General features: G+C 60.4%; 11 protein-coding genes. 7 read left to right on the top strand and 4 right to left on the bottom strand.

Annotation, left to right across the window (positions count from 1 at the left end; translation table 11 throughout):
* Window positions 1-11: 11 nt before the first annotated feature.
* The 7 genes from KGA98_RS04075 (at window position 12) to KGA98_RS04045 (ending at window position 9,733) form a co-directional block, all read left to right on the top strand.
* Window positions 12-1,739 (top strand): ABC transporter ATP-binding protein/permease, encoded by a 1,728-nt coding sequence (locus KGA98_RS04075; RefSeq protein WP_057716442.1) that lies wholly within the window; start codon window positions 12-14, stop codon window positions 1,737-1,739.
* A gap of 177 nt (window positions 1,740-1,916) precedes the next feature.
* A complete protein-coding gene (locus tag KGA98_RS04070) occupies window positions 1,917-2,666 on the top strand; it encodes a FadR/GntR family transcriptional regulator (protein ID WP_178081865.1) in 750 nt (249 codons plus the stop codon).
* Window positions 2,667-3,071: 405 nt separating this feature from the next.
* Window positions 3,072-3,983: a 5-dehydro-4-deoxyglucarate dehydratase gene (kdgD, locus tag KGA98_RS04065; protein WP_057716441.1), complete on the top strand. Its 912-nt coding sequence runs from the start codon at window positions 3,072-3,074 to the stop codon at window positions 3,981-3,983.
* A 61-nt stretch (window positions 3,984-4,044) separates the two neighbouring features.
* Complete coding sequence (locus KGA98_RS04060) at window positions 4,045-5,490, top strand: aldehyde dehydrogenase family protein (RefSeq protein WP_057716440.1); 1,446 nt, start codon at window positions 4,045-4,047, stop codon at window positions 5,488-5,490.
* A gap of 188 nt (window positions 5,491-5,678) precedes the next feature.
* Window positions 5,679-7,040 (top strand): MFS transporter, encoded by a 1,362-nt coding sequence (locus KGA98_RS04055; protein WP_057716439.1) that lies wholly within the window; start codon window positions 5,679-5,681, stop codon window positions 7,038-7,040.
* Between the two features lie 11 nt (window positions 7,041-7,051).
* Window positions 7,052-8,605 (top strand): galactarate dehydratase, encoded by a 1,554-nt coding sequence (gene garD / locus KGA98_RS04050; protein WP_218544026.1) that lies wholly within the window; start codon window positions 7,052-7,054, stop codon window positions 8,603-8,605.
* 186 nt (window positions 8,606-8,791) lie between these two features.
* A complete protein-coding gene (locus KGA98_RS04045) occupies window positions 8,792-9,733 on the top strand; it encodes an AEC family transporter (RefSeq protein ID WP_223501399.1) in 942 nt (313 codons plus the stop codon).
* 157 nt (window positions 9,734-9,890) lie between these two features.
* Here the strand turns inward: KGA98_RS04045 and KGA98_RS04040 are convergent, their stop codons facing one another.
* From KGA98_RS04040 to gatB, 4 genes are all read right to left on the bottom strand, one after another.
* Window positions 9,891-10,271, bottom strand: a complete 381-nt coding sequence (locus KGA98_RS04040) for a carboxymuconolactone decarboxylase family protein (protein WP_046040018.1) — start codon at window positions 10,269-10,271, stop codon at window positions 9,891-9,893.
* The gene (locus KGA98_RS04035) at window positions 10,268-11,329 is read right to left on the bottom strand and encodes a calcium/sodium antiporter (RefSeq protein WP_223501390.1); all 1,062 of its coding nucleotides are present in this window, start codon (window positions 11,327-11,329) and stop codon (window positions 10,268-10,270) included. The genes KGA98_RS04040 and KGA98_RS04035 overlap by 4 nt, the downstream gene beginning before the upstream one ends.
* 50 nt (window positions 11,330-11,379) lie before the next feature.
* Entirely contained in the window at window positions 11,380-11,754 is a 375-nt protein-coding gene (locus KGA98_RS04030; RefSeq protein WP_150812815.1) for a septal ring lytic transglycosylase RlpA family protein, read from the bottom strand.
* A 149-nt stretch (window positions 11,755-11,903) separates the two neighbouring features.
* Window positions 11,904-13,349: an Asp-tRNA(Asn)/Glu-tRNA(Gln) amidotransferase subunit GatB gene (gatB, locus tag KGA98_RS04025; protein ID WP_057716433.1), complete on the bottom strand. Its 1,446-nt coding sequence runs from the start codon at window positions 13,347-13,349 to the stop codon at window positions 11,904-11,906.
* Between the last annotated feature and the right edge of the window lie 8 nt (window positions 13,350-13,357).

Genomic DNA, 13,357 nt, shown 5'->3' with positions numbered 1-13,357 from the left:
GAGCCTTATCCATGAATCAGAACGCTGAGTATTCCGCGGTCAACGACGCTGTGCGCGGGCAGTTTTTTCGCAAAGTGTGGGCGATGATCACGCCTTACTGGCGCAGTGAAGAGAAGGTCAAAGCCTGGACTCTGCTGATCGCCGTGATTGCGCTGTCGCTGATCAGCGTAGGGATCTCGGTGTGGTTCAACACCTGGTACAAGGATTTCTACAACGCGCTGCAACAAAAGGACGAGGAGGCATTCTGGCGGCTGATCCTGTATTTCTGCGGGATTGCTGCGGTGGCGATCGTCGGCGCGGTGTATCGGCTGTACCTGACGCAGATGCTGACGATCCGCTGGCGGGCATGGCTCACCGAAAAGCATTTCACCCGCTGGCTGGGTGACAAAAACTACTACCAGCTGGAGCAGGGCGGTTACACCGATAACCCGGACCAGCGGATTTCCGAAGACCTCAACAACTTCACCTCCAACACCCTTGAGCTGGGTATCGGGCTGCTGCGCAATATCGTCAGTCTGGTGTCGTTCTCGATCATCCTGTGGGGCGTGTCGGGCAGTATTGAAGTATTCGGCATCACCATTCCCGGCTACATGTTCTGGTGCGTGCTGGTTTACGCGGTGGTCGGCAGCTGGTTGACGCATTTGATCGGTCGTCGCCTGATCGGCCTGAACAACCAGCAACAACGCTTCGAAGCTGACCTGCGTTTCTCCATGGTGCGAATTCGCGAGAATGCCGAAAGCATCGCGTTGTACAACGGAGAGCCGAACGAAAACCGCCGGTTGAGCAGCCGCTTCGGGATGGTCTGGCATAACTTCTGGGACATCATGAAGGTGTCCAAGCGCCTGACGTTCTTCACCGCTGGTTACAGCCAGGCCGCGATCATCTTCCCCTTCATGGTTGCCGCCCCGCGTTACCTTTCCGGCAAGATCGAACTGGGCGAACTGATGCAAATCAGCTCGGCGTTCGGCAATGTGCAGGAAAGTTTCAGCTGGTTTATCAGTGCCTACCAGAGCCTCGCTTCCTGGCGCGCCACCTGCGATCGTCTGTTGAGCTTCCACCAGGCCATGCGTGACAACGAAGAACGTGCGCCTGCCATCGACGTCCAGAATTCGGGATCGGTGCTGAAGGTGCACAATCTCGGCCTCGACCTGGCTGAAGGTCGTCACCTGCTGACCAACGCCGACATGACCGTGAAGGAGGGCGAGCGTGTGATGCTCAGCGGTCGTTCCGGCAGCGGCAAATCGACCCTGCTACGGGCGATGGGGCATCTGTGGCCGACCGGCCACGGCAGTATTCGCCTGCCATCGGCGCGCTACCTGTTCCTGCCGCAAAAACCGTATTTGCCGATTGGCACCCTGCGTGATGTCCTCAGTTATCCACAGCCCGGCGATACCTATCCGAACGAGCGCTACGCGCAGGTGCTGGAAACCTGTCGCTTGCCGCACCTGATTGCCCGTCTCGACGAAGCCAACCACTGGCAGCGCATGTTGTCGCCGGGTGAGCAGCAGCGCCTGGCCTTCGCCCGTGCGCTGCTTTATGCACCGCAATGGCTGTACATGGATGAGGCCACCTCGGCGATGGACGAAGAAGACGAGGCCACGCTTTATCAGGCGCTGATCGACGAGTTGCCGGGGCTGAGCATCGTCAGTGTCGGCCATCGCAGCAGCCTGAAGCGCTTCCACCCTCGGCACATTCGTATCGAGAATGGCCATCTGGTGGACCAGGCTGTGACTGCATAACACCACAATCCCTCGTAGGAGCGAGCTTGCTCGCGATGGTGGCTAACGATAACGCGTGCTTCCTGAAGACACGCGGCGCTTGCCAGTCCATCGCGAGCAGGGGTGGTGGTGATCGTACAACCGCGTTGAGCTATGATGCGGTTTCAGCCGCCGATTTTTTCGAGACAGATGTTCACCATGGAAAACCCGAACGACGTACCACGCCTCCCACGCAAGCGCCGCAGCCTCGCTCAGGAACTGGTGACGGTGCTGTCGGAGCAGATCCGCGACGGCCATCTCAAGCGTGGCGACAAGTTGCCCACCGAGTCGGCCATCATGGATGCCCATGGTGTCAGCCGCACGGTGGTGCGCGAGGCGATTTCCCGTTTGCAGGCGGCAGGGCAAGTGGAAACCCGCCACGGTATCGGCACCTTCGTGCTCGACACGCCGAGCCCGAGCGGTTTCCGTATCGACCCGGCGACTGTGGTAACCCTGCGAGATGTGCTGGCGATCCTGGAACTGCGCATCAGTCTGGAAGTGGAGTCTGCCGGGCTGGCGGCGCAACGTCGCAGTCCGGAACAACTGGCCAACATGCGCGCCGCCCTCGATGCGTTGAATGAAAGTGCCGCTCACGCCAGTGACGCCGTGGCTTCGGACTTCGCCTTCCACCTCGAAATCGCGCTGTCCACCGGCAACCGCTACTTCACCGACATCATGACCCACTTGGGCACCAGCATCATTCCGCGCACACGGCTGAACTCCGCGCGTCTGGCCCATGACGACCAGCAGCACTACATGAGTCGCCTGAGCCGTGAGCACGAAGAAATCTACGACGCCATTGCCCGTCAGGATTCCGATGCGGCGCGGGCCGCCATGCGTTTGCACCTGACCAACAGCCGTGAGCGGTTGCGTCATGCCCATGAAGAGGCTGAGGCGCAGCGCGGATAAGAAATCTGACTCCGGTAATCCCTCGCCTGATCTGCCGCCATCGCGAGCAAGCTCGCTCCCACAGTGTCTTGTGTCGATCGTAGAGTCGAGATCACACACAGCCCCCTGTGGGAGCGAGCTTGCTCGCGATTGGGCCGTAAGCCACACCAGAAAAAGCCTCGTTCCTACTGATTTCTCTTCTGACAACGTATCTCTGATACGCCTACGGTCGCGACTTTTTTCCTCCGCGCTCTTAGGTCGGAGAGCCTCTGATTTGCTGGTTTCCTGATCCGTTTGTCCAACAATTTTCACCCGCAGCGATGAAATGCAGTTGACGGTTGTATTTTAAGTTGTACGATGACCTACAACTTCAGCGCAGGCTGAACGGTTTTCTCACACAACGTCGCAATCCAGGGTGTTCGAATAATGAATCCACAAGAACTGAAGTCCATCCTCTCTTCCGGTCTGCTGTCTTTCCCGGTTACCGATTTCAATGCACAGGGCGACTTCAACCGCGCGGGTTACATCAAGCGTCTGGAATGGCTGGCCCCATACGGCGCCTCGGCTCTGTTCGCCGCAGGCGGCACCGGTGAGTTCTTCTCTCTGGCGGCCAGCGAATATTCGCAAATCATCAAGACTGCGGTCGACACTTGCGCCACCAGCGTGCCAATCCTGGCGGGTGTCGGCGGTTCGACCCGCCAGGCGATCGAATACGCACAGGAAGCCGAGCGTCTGGGCGCCAAAGGTCTGCTGCTGCTGCCGCACTACCTGACCGAAGCCAGCCAGGATGGCGTTGCCGCCCACGTTGAAGCCGTGTGCAAGTCGGTCAACATCGGCGTGGTGGTCTACAACCGTAACGTCTGCCGCCTGACCGCGCCGCTGCTGGAACGTCTGGCCGAGCGCTGCCCGAACCTGATCGGCTACAAGGATGGCCTGGGTGATATCGAGTTGATGGTGTCGATCCGTCGCCGCCTCGGTGATCGCTTCAGCTACCTGGGTGGCTTGCCGACCGCCGAAGTCTACGCCGCGGCCTACAAGGCCCTGGGCGTGCCGGTCTACTCCTCGGCGGTGTTCAACTTCATTCCGAAAACCGCGATGGACTTCTACCACGCGATCGCTCGCGAAGATCACGCCACCGTCGGCAAGATCATCGACGACTTCTTCCTGCCGTACCTGGACATCCGTAACCGCAAAGCCGGTTATGCCGTAAGCATCGTCAAGGCCGGGGCAAAAATTGCCGGCTACGACGCAGGTCCTGTGCGTGCACCGCTGACCGATCTGACCGGCGAAGAGTACGAAATGCTCGCCGCGCTGATCGACAAGCAGGGTGCGCAGTAACACATCCGTTCAAGTAAGGCCGCTGAGCAATCAGCGGCCTTTTGCGTGAGGAGATCTCAAAGTGGCAGATACAAAGCGTTTCGATAACTACATCAACGGCGAATGGGTTGCCGGCGGCGATTATTCGACCAACATCAACCCGTCCGAACTGACCGACGCCATCGGCGACTACGCCAAGGCTGATCTGGCTCAGGTCCACGCTGCCATCGACGCCGCCCGTGCCGCGTTCCCGGCCTGGTCCACGTCCGGTATTCAGGCGCGTCACGATTCCCTGGATAAAGTCGGCACTGAGATCCTCGCCCGTCGCGAAGAACTCGGCACCCTGCTGGCCCGGGAAGAGGGCAAGACCCTGCCTGAAGCCATCGGCGAAGTGACCCGCGCCGGCAATATCTTCAAGTTCTTCGCCGGCGAGTGCCTGCGCCTGTCCGGCGACTACCTGCCGTCGGTGCGTCCGGGCGTCAACGTTGAAGTCACTCGCGAAGCTTTGGGCGTGGTCGGTCTGATCACCCCGTGGAACTTCCCGATCGCCATCCCGGCATGGAAAATCGCCCCGGCCCTGGCCTACGGCAACTGCGTCGTGCTCAAACCCGCAGACCTGGTTCCAGGTTGCGCCTGGGCCCTGGCCGAAATCATCTCCCGCGCAGGCTTCCCGGCCGGTGTGTTCAACCTGGTGATGGGCAGCGGTCGCGTGGTGGGCGATGCACTGGTCCACAGCCCGAAAGTCGACGGCATCAGCTTCACAGGCTCCGTGGGCGTGGGTCGTCAGATCGCTGTCAGCTGTGTATCGCGCCAGGCCAAAGTCCAGTTGGAAATGGGCGGCAAGAACCCGCAGATCATTCTCGACGACGCCGACCTCAAGCAAGCGGTCGAGTTGTCAGTGCAGAGCGCGTTCTACTCCACCGGCCAGCGTTGCACCGCTTCCAGCCGCTTTATCGTCACCGCCGGGATTCACGACCAGTTCGTCGAAGCCATGGCCGAGCGCATGAAGTCGATCAAGGTCGGCCATGCATTGAAGGCGGGTACCGATATCGGTCCGGTGGTCTCGCAAGCGCAACTCGAGCAGGACATGAAGTACATCGACATCGGCCAGTCCGAAGGTGCGCGTCTGGTCAGCGGCGGTGGTCTGGTGACGTGCGACACCGAGGGCTACTTCCTCGCGCCAACCCTGTTTGCCGACAGCGAAGCTTCGATGCGCATCAGCCAGGAAGAGATCTTCGGCCCGGTGGCCAACATCGTCCGCGTCGCCGATTACGAAGCCGCGCTGGCCATGGCCAACGACACCGAGTTCGGGCTGTCGGCGGGCATTGCCACCACCTCGCTGAAGTACGCCAACCACTTCAAACGCCACTCCCAGGCCGGGATGGTGATGGTCAACCTGCCGACCGCCGGTGTGGATTACCACGTTCCGTTCGGTGGGCGTAAAGGTTCATCCTATGGATCACGTGAGCAAGGTCGCTATGCGCAAGAGTTCTACACGGTCGTGAAGACCAGCTACATCGGTTCGTAACAAGAAACACCGCGGTATTGGCAACGATACCGCGCTCCCTGTAGGAGCGAGCTCTGCTCGCGATGGTCTCGAGATCGCGAAGTTCAGCCTGATGTCCAGCGTCATCGTTGACGACCATCGCGAACAAGCTCGCTCCTACAAAGCACCGTTATTACCCGCATAAAAATAATCAGTGGGAGTACATCTACATGCAATCGACCCAGAAGCCGACTCACGTCCGCTATTTGATCCTGCTCATGCTGTTTCTGGTGACCACAATCAACTACGCCGACCGGGCTACCATCGCAATCGCTGGCTCCAGCCTGCAAAAAGACCTCGGCATCGACGCCGTGACCCTCGGCTACATCTTCTCCGCATTCGGTTGGGCCTATGTGGCCGGGCAAATCCCCGGCGGCTGGCTACTGGACCGTTTTGGCTCGAAAAAAATCTACGCATTGAGCATCTTCACCTGGTCGCTGTTCACCGTGCTGCAAGGCTTCGTCGGTGAGTTCGGCATGTCCACTGCGGTGGTTGCGCTGTTCATGCTGCGCTTCCTGGTGGGCCTGGCTGAAGCGCCGTCTTTCCCTGGTAACGCCCGAATCGTTGCGGCGTGGTTCCCGACTGCTGAACGCGGTACGGCCTCGGCGATCTTCAACTCGGCGCAATACTTCGCCACCGTGCTGTTCGCTCCGCTGATGGGCTGGATCGTCTATTCCTTCGGCTGGGAGCACGTGTTCATCGTCATGGGTATCCTGGGCATCATCTTCTCGCTGGTCTGGCTGAAAGTGATCTACAGCCCGCGCGAACACCCACGGATCAACGATGCTGAGTTCAAGCACATCTCCGAAAACGGCGGCATGGTCGACATGGACCAGAAGGGCAAGAAGTCCGACGGTCCGAAGTGGGATTACATCCGCCAGTTACTGACCAACCGCATGATGCTCGGCGTGTACCTGGGCCAGTACTGCATCAATGGCATCACTTACTTCTTCCTGACCTGGTTCCCGGTGTACCTGGTGCAGGAGCGCGGCATGACCATCCTCAAGGCCGGTTTCATCGCGTCCTTGCCGGCAATCTGCGGCTTCATCGGTGGTGTACTCGGCGGGGTGATTTCCGATTACCTGTTGCGCAAGGGCCATTCCCTGACCTTCGCCCGCAAGGCGCCGATCATTGCTGGCCTGCTGGTTTCCAGCAGCATCGTGGCGTGCAACTACGTGGACGTAGAATGGATGGTCGTCGGCTTCATGGCCCTGGCGTTCTTCGGCAAAGGCGTCGGCGCACTGGGCTGGGCCGTGGTGTCCGACACTTCGCCGAAGCAGATCGCCGGTCTGAGCGGTGGCCTGTTCAACACCTTCGGTAACATTGCTTCGATCACCACTCCAATCGTGATCGGTTACATCATCAGCTCCACCGGTTCATTCAAGTGGGCGTTGGTGTTCGTCGGTTGCAACGCACTGGTTGCGGTGTTCAGCTACCTGGTGATCGTGGGCCCGATCAAGCGCGTGGTGCTCAAAGAACCACCAGCGAACGGTACTGAAGCCCCAGGCAAATTGTCTCAAGCGCATTCCTGAGGAGCGGCGTCATGCAGTTGATTGAACATTCCGACTCGCCGCGCTACATCCGCCTGCACGAGCGGGACAACGTAGTGATCGTGGTCAATGATCAGGGCGTACCGGCCGGCACCGAGTTTGCGGACGGTCTGGTTACCGTGGATTTCGTGCCGCAGAGCCACAAGGTCACCCTGGAAGACATTCCCGAAGGTGGCCAGGTGATTCGTTATGGCCAGGTCATTGGTTATGCCTTGCAGCCGATTCCCCGAGGCAGTTGGGTCAAGGAAGATCAACTGCGCATGCCGACCGCGCCACCGCTGGACAGCCTGCCGCTGTCCACCGACGTGCCGGTCGCGCAGGCACCGCTGGAAGGCTTCACCTTCGAGGGTTATCGCAATGCCGACGGCACCGTCGGCACGCGCAACATTCTTGGCATCACTACCACCGTGCAGTGCGTGACCGGAGTGCTGGATCATGCGGTTAAGCGCATCAAGGACGAGCTGCTGCCCAAGTACCCGCACGTCGATGATGTGGTGGCGCTGACCCACAGCTACGGCTGTGGCGTGGCCATCACCGCCACCGACGCGTACATCCCGATCCGCACCGTGCGCAACCTGGCACGCAACCCGAACCTGGGTGGCGAAGCCTTGGTGATCAGCCTGGGCTGCGAGAAATTGCAGGCCGGGCAAGTGATGCACGAGAACGACAGCTCGGTGGATTTGAGCGAGCCATGGCTGTACCGCTTGCAGGATTCCAGTCACGGCTTCACCGAGATGATCGAGCAGATCATGGAACTGGCCGAGACGCGCTTGAAGAAGCTCGATCAACGTCGTCGGGAAACCGTGCCGGCATCCGAGTTGATCCTGGGCATGCAATGCGGTGGCAGTGATGCGTTCTCCGGCATCACCGCCAACCCGGCGCTCGGTTATGCCTCTGACCTGCTGCTGCGGGCCGGTGCGACGGTGATGTTCTCCGAAGTCACCGAAGTGCGCGATGCGATTTATCTGCTGACCTCCCGCGCGGAAAACCAGGACGTCGCCCAGGAGCTGGTACGGGAAATGGACTGGTACGACCGCTACCTGGCCAAGGGCGAGGCGGATCGTAGTGCCAACACCACGCCGGGCAACAAGAAGGGCGGGTTGTCGAACATTGTCGAGAAATCCCTGGGATCGATCGTCAAGTCCGGCAGCAGCGCGATCAACGGCGTGCTTGGCCCTGGCGAGCGTTTCAAGCGCAAAGGCCTGATCTTCTGCGCGACCCCGGCCAGCGACTTTGTCTGCGGGACCTTGCAGTTGGCGGCGGGGATGAACCTGCACGTGTTCACCACCGGTCGTGGCACGCCTTACGGGCTGGCCATGGCGCCGGTGGTGAAGGTCTCTACCCGGACCGAACTGGCGCAACGCTGGCCGGACCTGATCGACATCGACGCAGGGCGCATTGCCACCGGCCGCGCTTCCATCGAAGATCTTGGCTGGGAGTTGTTCCACTACTATCTGGACGTGGCGAGCGGCAAGAAGCAGACGTGGGCCGAGCAGCACAAACTGCATAACGACATCACCCTGTTCAATCCGGCGCCGATCACTTAAGACCGAGTCGCCTGCTTCGCGAGCAAGCCCGCTCCCACACTGGTTTTTCGCCGTGCACAGATTTTGTGTTCGACACTGATCAAATGTGGGAGCGGGCTTGCTCGCGAAGGCGATCCAGCAGGCGCCGAAGTCTTCAGTGGCTTATCATTAGCCCCCTAACGACGCCCACCCCAAGGTCCTCCCGGCATGCTGGCAATTTTCCTCGAAACCCTGAACATCACCGCGCCGGTGTTCGTCATGCTGTTTCTGGGGGTGCTGCTCAAGCGCATCGACTGGATCAACGACAATTTCATCCACACCGCGTCAGCATTGGTGTTCAACGTCACCATGCCGGCGTTGCTGTTTTTGGGCATCCTGCATGCCGACCTGCACGCGGCGTTGCAGCCGGCGCTGCTGATCTATTTTTCCCTTGCGACCCTGGTGTGTTTTGCCATCGCCTGGGTTTGGGCGATCTGGAAGTGCCCGCGGGAAGATCGGGGGATCTACACCCAAGGTGCCTTTCGCGGTAACAACGGGGTCATTGGCCTGGCGCTGGCGGCAAGCATGTACGGCGACTACGGGATTTCCCTCGGAGCGATCCTGGCGGCGCTGGTGATCCTGTTCTACAACACCCTTTCGACCATCGTGCTGGCGGTGTACAGCCCGGTGATCAAGTCCGATCCGTGGAGCATCTGCAAAAGCGTGTTCAGCAATCCGCTGATCATCAGCGTGATTGCGGCTGCACCCTTCGCCTACTTCAAGATCGGCTTGCCCGGTTGGCTGGAAACCTCCGGCCAGTACCTGGCGCAAACCACGTTGCCGCTGGCGCTGATCTGCATCGGCGGCACGCTGTCGCTGGCGGCGCTGCGCAAAAGCGGTTCGATGGCGTTCAGTTCGAGCCTGGTGAAAATGCTCGGTCTGCCGATCCTGGCGACACTCGGTGCGTGGCTCTGGGGCTTCCGTGGTGCGGAGCTGGGGATTCTGTTTTTGTACTTCGGCAGCCCGACAGCAGCGGCCAGTTTCGTCATGGCCCGGGCGGCGGATGGCAATCACGAACTGGCGGCGGCGATTATCGTGATCACCACGTTGATGGCGGCGGTGACCACCAATATCGGGGTCTTTTTGTTGCAGTGGGGTGGGTGGATTTAGCTTCCGGATTGTCGCTGTGCTTTAGGGTCTCATCGCGAGCAAGCTCGCTCCCACAGGTTTCTTTGTTGTTGATCAAATTCTATTCACACCGAAGATCCCCTGTGGGAGCGAGCTTGCTCGCGATGGCGCCAGATCAGGCCGCCTGAATTTCAATGACTCACTCTGGCTTCTGGTAACTGTCGATCACTTCCTGCGCCGCCCGAAACGCATCAATCGCCGCCGGCACACCGGCATACACCGCGCAATGCAGCAGCGCCTCGCGAATCTCATCCACAGTGCAGCCGTTGTTCAGCGCACCGCGCACGTGACCTTTCAGCTCCTGCGGGCACTTGAGTGCAGTCAGGGCGGCAAGGGTGATCAGGCTGCGGGTTTTCAGCGGCAGGCCTTCGCGATTCCACACGCCGCCCCAGGCGTGTTCATTGACGAAGTCCTGCAGCGGCTGGGTGAACTCGGTGGCGTTGCCCAGTGCGCGGTCGACGAAGGCGTCGCCCATCACTTGGCGGCGGACTTCAACGCCGGGTTTTTTATTCTCGGTCATGGGACTTCCTTCTTATGGTGTTGGCGACGCCAGGCGCGTAGTGACGTGAACAGCAAAAACGCTACCAGCGCTGGCAGGACGAATAACAGCATCAAGTGTTCCAGCTTGCCGGCCAGTGGCATGCCGGTGGTGAACGACACCACGTGCAGCCCATACGCCAGGTACAAACCCAGAAACAGCAGGCCTTCGGCGCGGGTCACCCGATAGCCGGAGTAGAACACCGGCAGGCACAGCGCCGCGATGCCGAGCATCACCGGCAGGTCGAAATCCAGGGCGTTGGGCGACACCGACAACGGTGACGGTGCCACGAGCGCGGTAAAGCCGAGCACGCCCAGGAGGTTGAACAGGTTGCTGCCAATCACGTTGCCCACGGCAATATCGCGTTCGCCGCGTATAGCCGCGATCAACGAAGTGGCGAGCTCAGGCAGTGAGGTGCTGACGGCGACGATGGTCAGGCCGATGATCCGCTCCGACAACCCAAGGTCGGTAGCGACCGCAACGGCCGCCCCCAGCAGCAAGTGCCCTGCGTACACCAGCATCGCCAGTCCGGCGACGATCATCAGCAGGCTGCTCAGCCATGGCGCCTGGCCGTTGTGATCATGGCTCGATACCGGGCGTGCCGAGTGTCGCGACTGACGCAGCAACAAGCCCAGGTAAATCGCCAGAGCCGTCAGCAACATCACGCCGTCGGCCCGGGTCAGTTCTTCATTCCAGGCGAGTACGAACACCAACAGGCTGGCGCCGATCATCAACGGAATATCCAGACGCACCAATTGTCGGGAAACCCGCAGCGGAATGATCAGCGCAGACAACCCGAGGGTGACGAGGATGTTGAAAATGCTGCTGCCGATCACACTGCCGACGGCGATGTCGGCATTGTGCGCCAGGGTCGCTTGCAGGCTGACCGCCATCTGCGGTGCGCTGCTGCCGAGGGCAACGATGGTCAGGCCGATGATCAGCGGTCGTACGTGCAACCGTGCGGCGATGCGTACGGCGGCGCGCACCATCAATTCGGCGCCGACAATCAGCAGGAGCAATCCGCTGAGCAATTCGATCACGCTGATCAGGGGTAAATCGGCTAATCCGAAAATGATCGGGGCTCCATCGGTCAGTCGTCGAGGGCTTGCACGCGAACCCGCGCGGTGCCGCTGCGCAGCATGCCCAGGCGCTCGGCGGCTTCCTTGGACAGGTCGATCAGGCGGCCCCGGGTGTGCGGCCCGCGATCATTGATGCGCACCACGCAGGATTTGTCGTTATTCAGATTGGTGACCTTCACCCGTGTACCGAAGGGTAGCTGGCGATGGGCGGCGGTCATGGAATTCATGTTGAAACGCTCGCCGTTGGCGGTGCGTTTGCCTTGGTGTTTGGCGCCGTAGTACGAAGCCACGCCGGTTTTGTCGTAGCCATGCGGATCGACGGTGTCGGTGCTGGCGCAACCGGCCAGGAGCGAAAGGAGGGCGCAGGCGCCGAGCAGACGTTTCATTTGGGTGTTCCAAAAAACAAATGTGGGAGCGGGCTTGCTCGCGAATGCATTCTGACAGTCAACATTGAATTGAGTGCCGAACCGCATTCGCGAGCAAGCCCGCTCCCACAGGGGAATGGAGCCAGTGAGTCGGGCTGGCTCCATTCTCATCAGCCTTCGAGCTTGCTTTTGAGCAGTTCGTTGACCTGTTGCGGGTTGGCCTTGCCTTTGGAGGCTTTCATGGCCTGACCGACGAAGAAGCCGAACATCTTGCCGCGCTTGGCTTCGTCTGCCGCGCGGTATTGTTCGACCTGCTCGGCGTTGGCCGCGAGCATTTCGTCCAGCACCGCCGAGATGGCGCCGGTGTCGGTCACTTGCTTGAGGCCGCGCTTGTCGATGATCTCGTCTGCGCTGCCTTCGCCGTTGGCCATCGCTTCAAACACCACTTTGGCGATCTTGCCGGAGATAGTGTTGTCCTTGATGCGCAGCAGCATGCCGCCCAGAAGCTCGGCGGAAACCGGCGACTCTTCGATGTCCAGGCCTTGCTTGTTGAGCAGGCTGCCCAACTCGACCATCACCCAGTTCGCCGCCAGTTTGGCGTCGCCGCCGATGCTCGCGACTTTCTCGAAGTAATCGGCTTGCTCGCGGCTGGTGGCCAGCACGCTGGCGTCGTAGACCGACAGACCGAACTGCTCCTGGAAGCGCTCGCGCTTTTGCGGTGGCAATTCCGGCAGGGTGGCGCGCACGTCGTCGAGGAAGGAGTTCTCGATGACCACCGGCAGCAGGTCCGGATCGGGGAAGTAACGGTAGTCGTTGGCTTCCTCTTTGCTGCGCATTGGACGGGTCTCGTCCTTGTTCGGGTCGTACAGGCGAGTCTGCTGAATCACCTTGCCGCCGTCTTCGATCAATTCGATCTGACGCTGGATTTCGCTGTTGATCGCCTTCTCGATGAAGCGGAACGAGTTGACGTTCTTGATCTCGCAGCGGGTGCCGAACTCGACCTGACCTTTCGGGCGGATCGACACGTTGCAGTCGCAACGCAGCGAACCTTCAGCCATGTTGCCGTCGCAGATCCCTAAGTAACGCACCAGGGCGTGGATCGCCTTGACATAAGCCACGGCTTCCTTGGCACTGCGCATGTCCGGCTCGGAAACGATTTCCAGCAGCGGCGTGCCGGCACGGTTCAGGTCGATGCCGGTGGCGCCGCTGAATTCTTCGTGCAGGCTCTTGCCGGCGTCTTCTTCCAGGTGCGCGCGGGTGATGCCGACACGTTTGACCGTGCCGTCCTCGAGGGCGATGTCCAGGTGGCCCTTGCCGACGATCGGCAGCTCCATCTGGCTGATCTGGTAGCCCTTGGGCAAATCCGGGTAGAAGTAGTTTTTACGGGCGAACACGTTGTGCTGGCCGATCTCGGCGTCAATCGCCAGACCGAACATCACCGCCATGCGTACCGCTTCCTGGTTCAGCACCGGCAATACGCCCGGCATGCCCAGGTCTACCAGGCTGGCCTGGGTGTTCGGCTCGGAACCGAAGGTGGTGGAACTACCGGAAAAGATTTTCGACCGGGTGGTGAGCTGGGTATGAATCTCCAGCCCGATCACGACTTCCCATTGCATGTGTGTCT

Source organism: Pseudomonas sp. BF-R-24 (assembly GCF_019947335.1).
Lineage (GTDB): Bacteria > Pseudomonadota > Gammaproteobacteria > Pseudomonadales > Pseudomonadaceae > Aquipseudomonas > Aquipseudomonas jessenii.
Note: the sequence above shows the minus strand (reverse complement) of the source record. Positions and strands in the feature narration are given on the sequence as shown.